General features: G+C 55.6%; 11 protein-coding genes and 1 pseudogene. 2 read left to right on the top strand and 10 right to left on the bottom strand.

Annotated elements, in window-relative coordinates; all coding sequences use genetic code 11:
* Positions 1-723 precede the first annotated feature (723 nt).
* The 8 genes and pseudogenes from IBT46_RS09615 to alsR all read right to left on the bottom strand — a co-directional run bounded on the left by IBT46_RS09615 (position 724) and on the right by alsR (position 8,982).
* Complete coding sequence (locus IBT46_RS09615; RefSeq protein ID WP_200545490.1) at positions 724-1,959, bottom strand: MFS transporter; 1,236 nt, start codon at positions 1,957-1,959, stop codon at positions 724-726.
* A pseudogene (locus IBT46_RS27695) lies at positions 1,960-2,793 on the bottom strand (MBL fold metallo-hydrolase).
* A 158-nt stretch (positions 2,794-2,951) separates the two neighbouring features.
* Positions 2,952-3,887, bottom strand: a complete 936-nt coding sequence (gene alsK / locus IBT46_RS09605; RefSeq protein ID WP_200545489.1) for an allose kinase — start codon at positions 3,885-3,887, stop codon at positions 2,952-2,954.
* Positions 3,871-4,566: a D-allulose 6-phosphate 3-epimerase gene (gene alsE, locus IBT46_RS09600; protein WP_200545488.1), complete on the bottom strand. Its 696-nt coding sequence runs from the start codon at positions 4,564-4,566 to the stop codon at positions 3,871-3,873. Before alsE ends, alsK begins: the two co-directional genes overlap by 17 nt.
* Before the next feature lie 10 nt (positions 4,567-4,576).
* Positions 4,577-5,557, bottom strand: a complete 981-nt coding sequence (gene alsC, locus IBT46_RS09595; RefSeq protein ID WP_200545487.1) for a D-allose ABC transporter permease — start codon at positions 5,555-5,557, stop codon at positions 4,577-4,579.
* Positions 5,536-7,068, bottom strand: a complete 1,533-nt coding sequence (alsA, locus tag IBT46_RS09590) for a D-allose ABC transporter ATP-binding protein AlsA (protein ID WP_200545486.1) — start codon at positions 7,066-7,068, stop codon at positions 5,536-5,538. The genes alsC and alsA overlap by 22 nt, the downstream gene beginning before the upstream one ends.
* A 26-nt stretch (positions 7,069-7,094) precedes the next feature.
* Positions 7,095-8,030, bottom strand: a complete 936-nt coding sequence (gene alsB, locus IBT46_RS09585) for a D-allose transporter substrate-binding protein (protein ID WP_200545485.1) — start codon at positions 8,028-8,030, stop codon at positions 7,095-7,097.
* Positions 8,031-8,091: 61 nt separating this feature from the next.
* The gene (gene alsR, locus IBT46_RS09580; RefSeq protein ID WP_200545484.1) at positions 8,092-8,982 is read right to left on the bottom strand and encodes a D-allose utilization transcriptional regulator AlsR; all 891 of its coding nucleotides are present in this window, start codon (positions 8,980-8,982) and stop codon (positions 8,092-8,094) included.
* Positions 8,983-9,332: 350 nt separating this feature from the next.
* Here alsR and rpiB point away from each other — a divergent pair, with 350 nt between their 5' ends.
* Positions 9,333-9,782, top strand: a complete 450-nt coding sequence (gene rpiB, locus IBT46_RS09575; protein ID WP_200545483.1) for a bifunctional allose-6-phosphate isomerase/ribose-5-phosphate isomerase RpiB — start codon at positions 9,333-9,335, stop codon at positions 9,780-9,782.
* 137 nt (positions 9,783-9,919) lie between these two features.
* On the top strand, positions 9,920-11,254 hold the full coding sequence (gene clcA, locus IBT46_RS09570; RefSeq protein WP_200545526.1) for a H(+)/Cl(-) exchange transporter ClcA: 1,335 nt from the start codon (positions 9,920-9,922) through the stop codon (positions 11,252-11,254).
* A 76-nt stretch (positions 11,255-11,330) separates the two neighbouring features.
* On the opposite strand, the gene IBT46_RS09565 is transcribed toward clcA, so the two are convergent.
* Positions 11,331-12,617 (bottom strand): MFS transporter, encoded by a 1,287-nt coding sequence (locus IBT46_RS09565; protein ID WP_200545482.1) that lies wholly within the window; start codon positions 12,615-12,617, stop codon positions 11,331-11,333.
* A 27-nt stretch (positions 12,618-12,644) separates the two neighbouring features.
* Positions 12,645-15,746: a beta-galactosidase gene (locus IBT46_RS09560; protein WP_200545481.1), complete on the bottom strand. Its 3,102-nt coding sequence runs from the start codon at positions 15,744-15,746 to the stop codon at positions 12,645-12,647.
* Positions 15,747-15,777: the final 31 nt, after the last annotated feature.

Here is a 15,777-nt window from a genome sequence, read left to right as displayed (position 1 = left end):
TATTCAATTTAAATCATAAATTTTCCGCGCAATCTTTAACGGTCGTGTTGAGATAATATATTTCACCCACGTTAGCTCATACCGCCTTCCAGACCGTTTCGGTCTTCGACTGTATGCTTCCCCTAGGGAAGGTCCGCAACAACGATTCAGGTTCCTTTCTGCCTCAATCGCGTCAGACGCGTTGGTGACCCCATTTCATCATCTCAGCAAGATTCATCACTCTTCCGTTTTTTACCTGCTGATAACATAGCATTCAAATCGAAACCAAAATTCTACCTAAATCACAAAATGACCTTTTAGTTTCATTAATATTCAATTTTTCGACTTTACATTTCATTACACGAATTCGCCATTACCGCATGATTAACCGTGTTTTTTTTACCAAAACCGATAAAATATGGGGATATTATTGAAAACGTTACGGGTAACCGCTTCATAAATTTTCATCACTGACAAGAATTTCATTTCAAAAAATATCGACATTAGAAAAAAAATTCCACCAAACCAGGTCTGCTTTTCATAGCAAGAATTTGCAGATTTGCGTGAAATCAGGACCGGGCAGAGAATTGACGTCAGAATGCGAAGTCCGCACCAGAGGGCAGCGAAATGGCACAGCGGATCGTCAAAGAAGCAGCAGGCAGACCGGCACGGAATGGAATACTTACAGGCAACGAAGCCGACCTGCAGAGTCAGACGCTCTACAGGCCGGTGAAATACGCAGGATTATGGATTGGCGGCGTTCAGCGGCGCTGCGGTTTTCCGCTGCGACAAATCGTCCCTGAAGAAGATAAAGAAGAACAGGGAAACCACCACCGCGACAATCGCCGGGTAGATCCAGAAGCTTTCCCACTGCGGCAGCGCTTCCGCGCCCTCCCCGGTCACCGTGCTGTTAAAGATCTGCCCGCACAGGGTCGACGCGAAAAGCAGGCCAAAACCATTGGAAACGATAAACCGCAGCCCCTGCGCCTGTGCGCGAATCTCAGGAGGTGCTTTACGGTCCACATAGATATCGCCGACGGTAAAGAAGAAATCCCAGCAGAAGCCCTGTAGCATCAGACCGATCAATACAAACATCATACTGGCGTCGATTGCCGCGTGGGAGAACAGCAGCGAGCGCACAATCCAGCACACCGCCCCCATCATCAGCGTCACCTTGAAGCCCGCCTTCAGCAGGAAATACGACAGCAGGAACATAAAGATCACTTCGCAGGCGATGCCAACCTGCATCATTGAAGCGGCGTTATCAAAGCCCAGCGCCTTGAGGAACACCGGAATGTAAGCCGAGTAGGCGGTTTTCGGCACCATCAGTACAAAGATGCTGAGCATCAGGATGGAAAAGTTACGGTCCTTGAACAGCGCCAGCGCATCCAGGCACAGCAGATCGCGCACAGTCAGTGCACGACCTTTGGCCTTCGGCGGCGTGTCCGGCAGAGTAAAGCAGTAGAGCCCCAGCAGCACCCCGGTTGCCGACGCGATGTACCACGTGGTGGTATCGCCGGAATAGCCCATCTGGCCGATGATAAAACCCACCGCCATAAAGCCGAAGGTGCCGAACACGCGGATCACCGGAAAGGACTTCACGCCGTCGATATGGCTGAAGCTAATGCTGTTCGCCAGCGCGGTGGTGGGATAAAACAGCAACCCTACCAGGAAGATCAGCAGCAGGGTCATACCGGTGTTGTGCGCCTCAATAAACTGCGGCACGCACAGCAGCACGGCGGCGTTAATCAGATGCAAAATCGCCATCACCTTCTGCGAGGCAAAAAAACGGTCTGCCACCATGCCGATAAACAGCGGCGACAGGATGGTCGCCAGGCCCAGCAGCGCATACGATGAACCGATAATCGTCGCCATGCCGTAAGTGCTCAGAACCAGTCCCATGGTCATGTTCCATGCCCCCTGCATAAAGTACTGCACAAACATCATGATCAGCAGCCGGGGGGTTTTATTTAAATCCATTTACGCTCTTCCGTGAGTGAGTTCAACGATCAGTCCGTCGTACGCGACGGTTATGTTTTTTTCGCGGCAGGCGGCCACCAGCTCCTCGTGCATCAGACCGCCGCTGTGGGAAATATGGGAAACTACCATCTGGCTGGCGTCGTGCAGGCAGTGCATATCGCGCAGCTTCTGCTGAGCGGCGAACACCGTTTCCAGACTCATATGGTTATCGCTGCGGTCGTTGCCGTTAAAGCCGTAAGTGCATTCCAGCACCACCAGATCCAGCGACTTACCCGCCAGCCATTGCCAGGTTTGTTCCGGGAACCAGCCGGAATCGTGGCCGTAGAACAGCGTTTTACCCTCTTTTTCAATCAGCCAGACGTAGCACAGCTCCCATTTGGCATGGTTTGCCAGCAGCGGAGTTAACCGATAGCCGTGGCTTTCGACGGTGACAAACGGCGGCAGGCAGTTGAACTCAAAACGCTGTTTGGTAAAGCCGGGCAGCACCGCCGCACAGCCGTTAATCGCCCGGTCGTTACCGAACACCGCCAGCGGATGGTCCAGCTCAAATCCGTAGCCCTACATGCGGCTGAACAGATCGCCAACGTTAAAGTGGTCGGGGTGGGTGTGGGTGAACAGCAGATCGGTGATGCCGTTCGCATCCAGCCCGTCGCGCAGCAGCTGCTGGCTGAACTCGGGCGCCACATCAATCATCATGACGTCATCAATGATGGCGGAGGAACGGGTGCGGATATCTTTGCCTTTAAGGCGTCTCGCCTGCTGGCAGTGATTGCAGCGGCAGAACGGATTGGGAATGCCTTCAGACGCGGCCGATCCCAGGAAGTGTATCTTCATATTATATCCCTTTTATTCAGTGAAAACTGATTCGTCGTTCCGGAATTCTCCCTTAAGCAGATGAACATCAGTAAGCTTCGGAACGCGTCGGTAATATAAAACGAAATACAAACGGGACAACCGCTACCTCAGGCATTATTGACCTGGTGCAAGGTAAGCTAATTTAAAGCGGTTGAGTGCTGAACCTGCGGAATAAAACGCCCGCACGCCAGGGTGGCAGCGCCCTGCGCACCGTTGAAGTCCGAGGAAGACGCGGAGATAAACCGCACAGCCTGATACGGCAACGGGCGGCGCAGATGCTGCTTTGTCTGCCCGATCAGCGCGGTGCGGGGGAAGTTGGCCATATCCATTACCCCACCGCCGAGGATCACCGCATCCGGATCGAACAGGTTAATGCCGGTAGCAATCGCCCGCGCCGCATGGGCAATCAGCTGCTGCACAAAGGGGTCATCGGCGGCGTGGATAAAAATCTCACCCATGGGATAATCGCGCGCCTGCCGTTCATACCAGTGCTGCAACGCAATGCCGGAGCAGACGGTCTCCAGGCAGCCCGGATTGCCGCAGGCGCAACGCAGCGCCATATCCCCTAGCGGAATATGCCCCAGCTCACCCGCTACGCCGTGCGCGCCGGTGTAGGGTCCGCCGTTCAGCCAGATGGCAAAACCCATGCCGGTGCCGAGATAGGCCGCCAGCACCTGCTGCTGCATCAGGCCGTTTTGCGCGACGTCAAAGGAGAGCTGCAGGTTCACATCGCGGGCAAACTCCACCGGGCAGCCCAGCTTCACCTCCAGCTTTTCCGCAAGATTAAGCAGTTCATCGGTGGCCAGCGACAGGTTGGGCGTGGAAATAATGGTACGTTTGTCCTTGCCCACCAGCGCCGGAAAGCCCATCACCAGGCCGCGGCAGCGCGCCTCCAGCAAAGTGAGTTGGCGCTGAAGCAGTTCGGCAACGCCTGCGGCAACACCGGAGGAAATCACTTCCGAGGTGCGCCGTTTTTCACAGTGCAGCACCGCCCCTTCGGCCGCCATCAGGCAGAAGCGGATATGAGTCGCCCCCATATCCACTCCGGCAACCACATCACGCGGTGTAGGCATGGGGCTTCACCTCTTTTTTCGCTGCCAGGATCTGGCTGGCCATCAGCAGCCACGCGTCGTCAATATTTTCAGCGTGATTAAACAGGCCGGAGCTGCCCACGATGAATACGTCGGCCCCCGCCGCCATCAGTTGCTTATAAGTGTTCTGGTTGCAGGAGCCGTCGATTTCAATTTCGTAATGCAGCCCTTCCCGCTCGCGCAGGTTTTTCAGCTCGGCGATCTTCTCCAGCATTTCCGGGATAAAGGGCTGCCCGGCAAAGCCCGGGTCGACGGTCATCACGGTGATCTTATCGGCTTTGTGCAGGTAGTATTTCATCGCCTCAACCGGCGTTTCCGGGTTGAGGATCAGCCCCACCTTCATGCCCAGCCGGCGAACTTCATCAATCAGGCGAAACGCCTGGCCGTTAAGAGTTTCCGGATGCAGGGTAATAAAATCCGCGCCTGCCTGCGCCAGCTGGCTGATGTAGTCCTGCGGACGAGTAACCATCAGATGGCAGTCCAGCGGTTTAGTCGCCAGCTTTTTCACCTGGGCGACAAAGAACGGCGACAGGGTCAGATTAGGCACAAAGTGGCCGTCCATGATGTCGATATGAAAATAGTCGGCATGCTGGTCAATAAACTCGATCTGCTCTTTAAATTTCAGCAGGTCCATACACATCAGGGAGGGAGAGATTTTCATCGTTCGTTCCTTACTTGCTAATCAGTCTGTCGAGGGCAACGGCGGCAATAATCAGCCCGCCCATCACCACCAGTTGGTAATAGGTTTGTACCTGCAGGATATTGAGCCCGTTGTTGATGGTGCCGATTATCAGGCCGCCGATAACCACGGAGAAGATGCGCCCCTTACCGCCGAAGAAGCTGGTGCCGCCGATAATGGCGCTGGCGATGGCGTAAGTTTCAAACCCCATACCGGCCAGCGGTTCGGCGGCGCCCAGACGGGCGGTAGAAACCACACCCGCCAGCCCCGCACAAACGCCGGAGATAATAAACACCACCAGAATGTGAAACTTGACGTCGATGCCGGAGTAGAACGCCGAGTTCTTGTTACCGCCAAGGGCATAGATATTGCGCCCCAGCCGCATACGGGTGGTCAGGAACCACAGCAGCACGGCAACAATCAGCGAGAAGATCACCGGGACGGGAATGCCCAGCACGCTGGCGGCGAAGAAGTTAACGAAGTCGAAGGAGAAGCCGTAAACCGAGTTGGCGTCAGAAATCACCAGCGTAATGCCGCGGAAAATAGCGTTAGTGCCGAGGGTGATGATAAATGGATGCAGCCCCGTCCAGTTAACCAGGCAGCCGTTGATCGCTCCCAGTGCGCCGCCGACCAGTACGCCGCCAATCAGCGCCGCCAGCGCCGGATCGACGCCCGCCAGCATCAGCTTGGCGGTGACCATGCCGGAGAGCGCGAGGATCGCCCCAACCGAGAGGTCGATACCCGCCACCAGGATCGCGAAGAACTCACCCATGCCGATCAGCACCGTCACCGAACTTTGCACGAAGATCTGCGTGATATTGTTGGCGGTCAGGAAATATTCCGTCGACAGCGTGCCAAAGATGGCGACGATAATCGCCAGAATAAAGAAGGTGCCGTACTTGTCCCAGAACTGCGCGAAGTTGAACGGCTTTTTCTCTGCCAGATCGCCCTTCACTCTTGTGGTAATGCCCATGCCATAATCTCCTCTTCGCTCAGGTTGTCGCGATTGGTCAGAATTTGCGTCAGCCGCCCTTCGCAGAACACGGCGATGCGGTCGCAGACGGCGATAATTTCAGGAAGCTCGGATGACACCATCAGGATGACCTTGCCTTCGTCGGCCAGCCCGCGCATCACCTTGTAGATTTCTGCCTTTGCGCCGACATCGATGCCGCGCGTGGGCTCGTCAAAAATGATCACCTCCGGATTGCAGCACAGCCACTTGGAGATCAGCACCTTCTGCTGATTGCCGCCGGAAAGCTCGGTGATGTTCTGCGCCACCGAGTGGCACTTCAGCGCCAGCAGCTGGCGCTGTGCTTCCGCCACGGTGCGCTCCTCCGCTTCGCGAAACAGCCCCATTGCCCCCTTAAAACCGCCGGACTTCAGGCTGTGGCTGATGGCCATGTTCTGCGCGATGGAGAAGTTGGGGAAAAAGCCATTATCCCGGCGGCTTTCGGTGATGTAGGCCATGCCCTTTTTCACCGCGTCCAGCGGCGATCGCGGCGAAATGTCCCTGCCGTTGAGGCGAATTTCGCCGCTGCTGCGCTTGTCCACGCCAAACAGGCAGTCCATCAGCTCGGTGCGCCCGGACCCCACCAGCCCGGCAAAGCCGAGGATTTCGCCACGACTGACGTTAAATGAGATATCCCGCACTTTCTTGCGGTCGCGGCTGGTGACGTTTTTCACCTCAAACACCGTGTCCCGTTCGACGTTGCCGGTGCTCTCTTTCATGCGGTTAAAGCGGTTTTGCAGCTCGCGCCCCACCATCAGATGCACGATGTCGTCATTGCTGACCTCGCTGACCCGGCCCGAACAGACGCTGCTGCCGTCTTTCATTACCGTATAGCGATCGCAAATCCGCCGGATCTCCGCCAGCTTGTGGGAGATATAGACGATCGCCGTCCCCTCTTTGCGCAGCTGATTCATAATCAGGAACAGGTAATCCACCTCTTTATTGGTCAGCGACGAGGTGGGTTCGTCCATGATGATGACTTTGGCATCGAGCATTAGGGTTTTGGCAATTTCCAGCATCTGCTTATGGCTGATGGACAGGTTTGCCACCTTTTCTTCTAAATCGACTTTTAAACCGATGCGCAGCAGCATCATCGCCGCCCGAACGCGCATCTCTTTCCAGTCGACGATATTCACGCCGCACACTTTTTTGGTCAGGTGGCGGCCAATATAAAGATTCTCCAGCACGGTCAATTCATCAATCACGCTCAGCTCCTGGTAAATAATACCGATACCCAGCTTCGCCGCCATTTTATGATCGAGCCTGTCGTAATCTATTTCATTAATTGTAATGGTGCCTTTTGTCGGCGCATGTATTCCCGACAGTACTTTCATCAGCGTGGATTTACCTGCGCCGTTTTCCCCTAACAGCGCATGTATTTCGTGAGGATATATCGTTAAGTCAACGGATTTTAATGCGTGAACCGGACCAAAGGATTTGCCGATCCCCGCCATCGATATATATGGCGCAACCATAGCACTGACCTTTTATTAAATAACGGTTATTTCGTTACCAGAATGGAATCCACCAGCTTAAATTCGGGCGTTTTATCCAGTGCGATGACTTTACCGGATTTAGCGGCATCCACCATCAGCTTCAGCCCGGTTGCGCCAATATCCGCCGGGTTCTGCGCCACGGTGGCGGTCATCAACCCGGCCTCCACCATTTTGCGTGCTTCCGGGATGCCGTCAGTGCCGACCACCAGTACCTTACCGGTTTTGCCCGCATTCGCCAGCGCCTGCGCCACGCCCATCGCCATCGTGTCGTTGGCGCAGTAGAACGCTTTCAGGTTGGGGTTGCGCTGCAATACGTTCGTCGCTACGTCCAGCGCCTTAATGCGGTCCCAGTCGGCGGGCTGGCTGGCAACCAGCTTGATCTGCGTCGCTTTTTTGAACGCATCGGTAGATCCGCTGCGGCGCGACTCGCCGGAGGCGTTACCCGCTTTGCCTTCAATGATCGCCACCTCTCCGCCTTCCGCACCGAGCTTATCAATAATAAAGGCCGCCCCTTTGGCCCCCACCGCCGCATTATCAGTGGTAACAAATGCCTCAACGTTACCGCCCGCTTTCTTCAGGTTATCCATATCGATCTTTTCGTCGATATTCACCAGATAAATCCCTTTCTGCCAGGCGCGAGCGACAGGCATCACCAGATTCACCGAGGAGAGCGGCGCAAAGGCAATGCCCTTATATTTTTTATTGCTCAAATCTTCAAACAGCTGGAGCTGCGATTGAAAATCCCCTTCCGAGGCCGATGCAAAAATATCCACGCTAACGCCCAGCGTTTTTGCTTCTTCCTCAATGCCTTTTTTCATATCAACCCAAAAAGGATTCGATAGCGTTTTTAATATGACCGCATAGTCGGCAGCGGCAAATACATTAGCGGATAACATTAAGCCCATAGCGCAGCCGCTGAACAATTTCAGATATTTATTCATGGAAAGAGTCTCATTGTAGGGGTACGGGTTGCCCGTTTCCTTGCGGAACGGGCTTATATGATTACTTCAGCGCGCCGGGGGAAAAGAAATCCACAATTGCGCCGGTCTTTTGCATATTCAGTGTTGCCTGTTCAATATTCTGCTGGGCGACGGAAACAAATAACGCATCCAGTAAGGTAAGCTGTAATATCCGCGCGGAAGCGTTGCGCCCTAATAGCGGCGTTTCCGGCGCGGGTGAGCAAATAATATAATCCGCCAGCTTGGCAATCGGGGAATGATAGCTATGCGTAATGCAGATAATTTTCGCCCCGTTCTTTTTTGCCAGCTCCACGGCGGATTTCAAATCGTTGGTGCGCCCGGAATGGGAAACCACCAGCACCACGTCGCCCTCTTTCAGCAGCGAGGCAGACATCATCATAATGTGTGCGTCCTGATAGGCCTGGCAGCGCACACCGATGCGTAAAAACTTGTGCTGGATATCGGCACAGATGGCGTTCGACCCGCCGACGCCGTACAAATCACGCTGCTTCGCCTGATAGAAGAAGCGTGCCGCACGGTGGATTTCGTCAACGTTAACGATCGATTGCCCTTCCATAATGGTGCGCAGGGTGATGTTAAACACCTTGTTGACCACGTCCTGTGGCGCTTCATCAAACGCCAGCTCGGCGGGAAGCACCTGCTCCGAGTGCGAAAAGTAATCGATCAGCGCCGCGCGCAGGTTGCGGAAACCGCTGAAGCCCAGCAGTTTCGCCACTTTAACGATCATCGCTTCCGATACCGTTAGCGCCTCTGCTACGTCTTTTATCGCCGGCGCATCGCTTAAATTGCCCGGCTGCAGCAGCCAGTCAACGATGCGGCTTTCATTGTCGGTCATGCCTTCCTGCTTCATCCGCAGCCAGGGGGCAAGCCCAATGCCCTGGGGAAGCTCTTTTTCAAATTCAGACTGGCTCATCGCGCTCTTCTGTCCTGATGAATGATGACGACACTATAACACCACAGTCGCGGCTTGAAATATGCTAACAACTTCACAATATTTCCAAATTCATAAAGTTTTATTTTTTGTGAAGTAACGTTTTTTTTGCAATCACACCTTCACAATAAAATTCATAGCCTTAGCAAAAAAGGCCGTATTGATAGCGGAAACAGTAACGCCAACCACTCACTATACCGCTGTTGAAATCGCTGAACCGTCGGTGTAGAACAGAGCCGAAACGGGATTTTATTGCTCTACTTTTGCGCACAAAGACGCAATTAATCACAAATACAAACAAACCGTGAAGTAAACATGTAAGGAGGAAGGGTATGAAAAAGATCGTTTTTGGCTGCGATCACGTTGGCTTTATCCTGAAAGAAGACATTATTGCCCACCTGCAAAGCCGAGGCATTGAGGTTATCGATAAAGGAACCTGGGGTGCAGAACGCACCGACTACCCGCACTTTGCCAGCGCCGTGGCGCAGGGGATTATTGACGGCGAGGCGCAGGCCGGGCTGCTGATTTGCGGGACGGGGGTGGGGATTTCGATTACCGCCAACAAATTTCCCGGCATTCGGGCGGTGGTATGCAGCGAACCTTACTCCGCCAGACTGTCGCGCCAGCATAACGACACCAACGTGCTGGCATTCGGCTCGCGGGTCGTCGGGCTGGAGCTGGCAAAGATGATTGTTGATGCCTGGCTGGACGCGGAGTTTGAAGGGGGACGCCATCAAACTCGCGTGGAGGCGATTGCGGCACTGGAAAAGCGGGTTGATTAAGTTCCGGGCGTAACCTTTGTATCGCGCGGGATGTGGGTCTAGAATTCCGGGCATCTTTCAGCAACCTTGCCCATACCATGAGCCACGAACCCGCTTCCGTCGTCAATGTGCCGCAGTCGCCTCCCGCCCGCTACCGGATGTTTCGGGCCTTACTCAATCGGGATAAAACGCCGGTCGCCGTGCTGATTTCCGCCGCCGTGGTCGGCACGCTGGTCGGTCTGGTGGGGGTAATTTTCGCCAGAACCGTAGAGGCGATTCAGCACTGGCGCGCCGTCAACCTGACCGCCGACGTGCTGCCGGGCTGGCAGCTGTACCTGTGTGCCTTCGCCGTTTCGGCAGCGCTGGCGGCGGTGGGATACTGGCTGGTCCGGCGGTTCGCTCCGGAAGCCGGTGGTTCAGGTATTCCGGAGATCGAAGGTGCGCTGGAAGAACTGCGCCCGGTACGCTGGTGGCGGGTGATCCCGGTAAAATTTTTCGGCGGGCTGGGCACGCTGGGTGCCGGAATGGTGCTGGGCCGTGAGGGGCCAACCGTGCAGCTGGGTGGCAATATTGGCCGCATGGTGTTTGACCTGTTCCGGCTGAAAAGCGGCGAAGCCCGCCACTCGCTGCTGGCCACCGGTGCCGCTGCGGGCTTATCCGCAGCGTTTAACGCACCGCTGGCCGGGATTTTGTTTATCCTGGAAGAGATGCGCCCGCAGTTCCGCTACAACCTGATTTCGATTAAGGCGGTGTTTATCGGCGTGATTATGGCCAGCATCGTCTTCCAGCTGTTTAACGGCGGTCGGCCGATTATTGATGTCGGCCAGCTGACGGATGCACCCGTGCCGACGCTGTGGCTGTATCTGCTGCTTGGCGTGCTGTTCGGCGCGGTAGGAGTGCTGTTTAACAAACTGATTTTCGTGATGCAGGATCTCTACGCGCGGATTTATCAGCGCCGGATCTGGCGAGTGGTGGTCACCGGGGCGATCCTCGGCGGTGCCTGCGGCGTGATGACGCTGCTGTTTCCGGCCATCGTCGGCGGCGGTAACCTGCTGATCCCCGAGGCTGCTTCGGGTACGTTCTCGTTACAGATGCTGCTGCTGATTTTTGTTCTGCGCCTGCTGACCACCCTGCTGTGCTTTTCCTCCGGCGCACCCGGCGGAATTTTCGCCCCGATGCTGGCCCTGGGAACGGTACTGGGGACCGCTTTCGGCCTGGCGATGTCGCAGTTTTTCCCACTGTATGCGCTCCAGCCCGCTACGTTCGCCATCGCCGGAATGGGTGCGCTGTTCGCCGCATCGGTGCGCGCGCCGCTGACCGGGATTGTGCTGGTGCTGGAGATGACCAATAACTATCAGCTGATTCTGCCGATGATTATCACCTGCCTCGGTGCCACGCTGGTGGCGCAGTTCCTCGGCGGCCAGCCGCTCTACTCAACGATCCTCGCCCGCACGCTGGCGCGGCAGGGTGGACAGCAGGCGGAAGTGAAATAGCGGCCAATTTATTGTTATATCAGCAGTAATAATGACACCGTCGGCATAATAGCCCCGGTGTCATTTTGCACTCGCGTTAAGGTGAAGAATGCTGCGTATCGCGGGTGGCGGTTTCCTCTTTTGCCGTCCTCGCTTCCGGCGGGGTTCCTTTCAGCAAGAAGAAAGAGAGCACAGTAAAGCTCAGGGTGATGCAACCAAGGAACAGGTAGGCCTTATGGAAGCCCATCGTGTCGTACATCTGCCCGACGTATGAGGAAAGAAATATCGCCGAAACGTGTTTTGCCACGTTAAATCCGACCAGATAAATAGTCGCGGAAAGGCGCGGATCGAAGACTTTGTTGATGTATTTAAAGGTGCCGATATACAGGAATGGCATCTCAAACATATGCAGCGTTTTCAACAGCACCACTTCGACCGGCGTGGTGGCAATCGAAGAACCAAGAATACGAATAGTCATGATCGTCCCGGCCAGCAGCAGCACCTTTTTTGCCCCCACCTTCCACACGACAAACGGCGCGATAAACATGATGCAGGCGTTCAGCAGCTCGCCGCCGGTGGTGACAAAGCCAAACACCTGATTGCCACGCTGCGGATCGGCAAAAAAGCTTTTAAAGAAGTTAGCGAACTGCTGGTCGAAGACATCATAGATACTGGCCACGCCCAGCACGTAGATTAAAAAGGCCCAGAAGCTCGGCAGCTTAAACAGGCTGAGGGCAACCGGAATGGAGATATCGCCTTTTTTACCGGTGACCTCGATAATTTTCTCTTTTGATTCCGGCTCGGGGCGGGTAATGACCAGCAGCACCGCCAGGATCAGCGCAAAGCCGGAGGAGATCCAGAAGATGATGTCCGGGTTAACCCCCATCAGCATGCCGGTCAACGAGGCGCACACCGCCCAGCCAATGCAGCCGGAGGTGCGCACCTTGCCGTATTCGAAGTTATTGGCGCGGCTGACCTTTTCAATATAGGCGTCCACCGCACCGGACCCGCCGGAAAAGACAAACCCCAGATAAATTCCCCCCACGACGCCGCCCAGATAGATGCTCTCCGCCAGCAGCGGTTTAAACACCAGCAGGAAAAACGGCGCGAAACAGACCAGCCCGGCAACAATCACCCACAGCAGGTGTTTACGTAACCCCAGCTTGTCGGTGATATAGCCGAAGAGAAACTGGAACAGAATGCCGAAGAACGCCACGCAGGAGAAGACAATGCCGGTTTCGGTTTTGGTCAGATGATTGACGTCCGCCAGCCAGACCGGAAAGAACGGAAAGTAGGCGGACATAATAAAGTAGTAAAAGAAAAAGAAGAGGAAGAACGAAATAAAATTCTTTTTCTCAGCAGGGTTCAGAGTACCGATGTTCATAGGTTCACCTTTACGATCGGATAATAATTATTGTTGTTGTGAGAACGCGATAGTGACGCTGTAGCGCCAGTTTTTTTCGGTTAATTGATCCGCTTCCGGCACGATATTGGTGGTCCATGAGTCATCGCCGCCGATCCCCATATGGCGGGCGTCGATATTGACCCAAACGCCGGGTTCCTCGCGCAGTAAATGTCGGTGATCGACCGCCTTCAGCTGCCGGGTACTGTAGCGCTGCAGGGAGAAATGAAACTCCCCGCACAGATAAAACTCGCCCCAGCTCAGCTCCCGAGTGTGGGTACGCAGGCCATTTTCGCAGGGGAAAATGTAGGGCGTGGTCATCGCCTCCAGCGGCAAGGTCCAGCGGGAATAACGTGCGGAGGCGGCGCGGTCGGGATAGTTTTCCCACGGACCGTTACCCAGCCAGGATACCGGTGCCTGGCGATCCGCGAGCTGCGCGGTTATGCCAATTCGCGCCAGCGGCGGCAGTGATGCAGCACGGCTGCCTTCCACCGTCAGATGCAGCTGGCCTTCTCCGTCGAACCGCAGGTGCCAGCGACTGGCAATCGCCAGCCTGCCATTGGCCCACCAATGCAGATCGGCGACGATTTCTACGCTGTCCTCCAACTGCTGTGCCGAGCAGCTGATGCACTCGCTCTCCATGTCGTACAGACCGGCCGTACGCCAGCGCACGGCCCAGGCATCCGGCTGCTCCTGGCCCAGCTCACTGGTGCCGATGTCATTATCCAGCGGCGCACGCACAAACTGATCGCGGAACGGCGTCAGCAGCTGCGGCTCGCCATCCAGCCAGCACTGCGTCAGCTGCCCCTCTACGCGGTTAAATGCCCAACGACGGCTGCCGGCGGTGACGTAATAACACTCGCCCGCTTCGCTAAGCTGAACATCACCACGTATCCTCGGCGGCAGCGCCAGCCAGTCGGACGGCAGCGCGATCTGCTGCCACGCAGCCACGTGCCCCGCTTCACTCCACGGTGTGGCGTTCGGCTGGCGGACTTCCAGCATTAAGCTCAGTTCGGCTAGCTGACTGAAGTCTGAAATATCGCAGGGCAGCGTCAGTCGGACGTGGCCCTCCGCGGCGATATTCAGCGTGATTTCTCCCTGTGCCACATCCACGCCCCGACTTTGAACCGACCAGAACAACGTTTCATTATCGCTGGCGCGGAACTGGTATTCGCTGGCCACTTCAATTTCCAGCGGCTGGCTGCTCAGCAGGCGACAGTGGAAATATTGCTGAAGGTACTTCACCTCATGCAGTGACGGATGTGGAGTGCGGTCTGGGAACAACAGCCCGTTCAGGCAGAACTGCTTGTCGTTCGGCGTATCGCCAAAATCGCCGCCGTAAGCGTAATGCGGCACGCCGCTTTCATCTTTGCGGATCAGCGCCTGATCCATCCAGTCCCAGAGAAAACCGCCCTGCAGGCGCGGATACTGACGGAAAGCCTGCCAGTATTTTTCAATACCGCCCAGACTGTTGCCCATGCCGTGAGTATATTCGCATAGGATCAGCGGCCGCTGTTCGCCGGGCAGGCCAATCCATTTCTTGATGGCCCATTTCGGCACCGCCGGGAAAGGCTGGTCCTGATCGACCCGGGCATACATCGGGCAGATAATATCGGTCGACGACGTAGCCGCACCGCCGCCTTCATACTGCACGGGCCGCGTCGGATCGTTTTTCTTCACCCAGTGATAGAGCGCCTCGTGCGAACTGCCGATGCCGGATTCGTTACCCAGCGACCAGATAATAATCGCGGTGTGGTTGCGGTTGCTGTGTACCATCCGCGTGACCCTGGCGGAGAAGGCGTGGAGCCATTCCGAATCTTCCGCCAGACGCCGCATCGGGATCATCCCCTGGGTTTCGATGTTTGCTTCATCTACCACGTACAGGCCGTATTCATCGCAGAGTTCGTACCAGCGGGACTGGTTGGGGTAATGCGAGCAGCGTACGGCGTTAAAGTTGTTCTGCTTCAGCAGCAGGATATCCTGCAACATTGAAGCGTCATCCACCGCCTGCCCCAGCGCCGGGTCATGCTCATGCCGGTTAACGCCACGAACCAGCAGCGGCTTACCGTTGATTTTCAGCAGACCGTCAGCAATCTCCACGTGGCGAAAGCCGGTATTCCACGCTTCGCTCTCCACGACCTGACCGTTCGGGTCCAGCAGCGTGGCCGTCAGGCGGTAGAGGTGTGGCTGCTCTGCACTCCACAACTGCGGATTGTCCAGCGTCAGGCGGGTGTCCAACCGCTCGCGCCACGGACCGCGGGCATCAATTTTTTGCGTGCCAAAGGGAACGGTTTTTTGCACGCAGACCTGTTCGCCCTGCCAGAGCGTCAGCTTTACCGCCCAGGCTTCGGGTTCGCTAACATCGCCGCCCAGCGTGGCCTGAATGTGCAGGTAGCCTCTATCGAAATCCTCGTTAAGATGCGGGCTGATGATCACATCGGCAAGATGAGCGGCGGGCCGATGCTGTAACCAAACCGGGCGGAAAATTCCGCTCATCCGCCACATGTCCTGGTCTTCCAGCCAGGTGCCCACGCTCCAGCGCATTACCATCACGCAGAGCCGGTTTTTACCCGGCTTCGCCCACTGATTCAGAGAAAACTCCGCCGGCAGTCGGCTGTCCTGTGAATAGCCCACCCAGTTGCCGTTGCACCATAAATGAAACGCCGAGTTCACACCGTCAAAAATAATATTCACGACGCCCTCAGCCAGCAAGCTTTCGTCTATTTCAACGGTAGTGGTATAGCAGCCCGTCGGGTTATTTTGCGGCACCTGCGGCGGCGTGGTGTTAATGGGATAAGTGACGTTGGTGTAAATAGGAACATCGTAGCCCTGCACCTGCCAGTTAGAAGGTACTGGCGTTTTATTTACCGTTTCATCGCTGTATTCCAGCCAGCGGGCCGGAACCTGCTCCGGGCTATTATAAAGGGTAAATTCCCACTGGCCGTTGAGGCAGCGGCGGTTGGGTGAAGGGGTATTATCGCGGGCATCACTTTCACTGCGCCAGCTGTTCATCCGCGCATGTGCAGGTAATCGATTAAGATGGGTAATAACCAGGTTCTGCCAGTCTTTACGCTTTATTATTTCTGCAAAAGCGTTGCTATATTCGCTCATTTTTATTCCCGTTTTATTGCGGACGGTGATC

Origin of the sequence: Erwinia sp. S38, assembly GCF_016624545.1 — a bacterium.
GTDB lineage: Bacteria > Pseudomonadota > Gammaproteobacteria > Enterobacterales > Enterobacteriaceae > Erwinia > Erwinia coffeiphila.
This window is presented reverse-complemented; position numbering and strand designations above follow the sequence as displayed.

What these genes read in the sequence shown, in the direction of transcription:
- IBT46_RS09615 (WP_200545490.1), bottom strand. Translation starts at nt 1,959, where the DNA reads ATGGATTTAAATAAAACCCCCCGGCTGCTGATCATGATGTTTGTGCAG.
- alsK (WP_200545489.1), bottom strand. Translation starts at nt 3,887, where the DNA reads ATGCCTACACCGCGTGATGTGGTTGCCGGAGTGGATATGGGGGCGACT.
- alsE (WP_200545488.1), bottom strand. Translation starts at nt 4,566, where the DNA reads ATGAAAATCTCTCCCTCCCTGATGTGTATGGACCTGCTGAAATTTAAA.
- alsC (WP_200545487.1), bottom strand. Translation starts at nt 5,557, where the DNA reads ATGGGCATTACCACAAGAGTGAAGGGCGATCTGGCAGAGAAAAAGCCG.
- alsA (WP_200545486.1), bottom strand. Translation starts at nt 7,068, where the DNA reads ATGGTTGCGCCATATATATCGATGGCGGGGATCGGCAAATCCTTTGGT.
- alsB (WP_200545485.1), bottom strand. Translation starts at nt 8,030, where the DNA reads ATGAATAAATATCTGAAATTGTTCAGCGGCTGCGCTATGGGCTTAATG.
- alsR (WP_200545484.1), bottom strand. Translation starts at nt 8,982, where the DNA reads ATGAGCCAGTCTGAATTTGAAAAAGAGCTTCCCCAGGGCATTGGGCTT.
- rpiB (WP_200545483.1), top strand. Translation starts at nt 9,333, where the DNA reads ATGAAAAAGATCGTTTTTGGCTGCGATCACGTTGGCTTTATCCTGAAA.
- clcA (WP_200545526.1), top strand. Translation starts at nt 9,920, where the DNA reads ATGTTTCGGGCCTTACTCAATCGGGATAAAACGCCGGTCGCCGTGCTG.
- IBT46_RS09565 (WP_200545482.1), bottom strand. Translation starts at nt 12,617, where the DNA reads ATGAACATCGGTACTCTGAACCCTGCTGAGAAAAAGAATTTTATTTCG.
- IBT46_RS09560 (WP_200545481.1), bottom strand. Translation starts at nt 15,746, where the DNA reads ATGAGCGAATATAGCAACGCTTTTGCAGAAATAATAAAGCGTAAAGAC.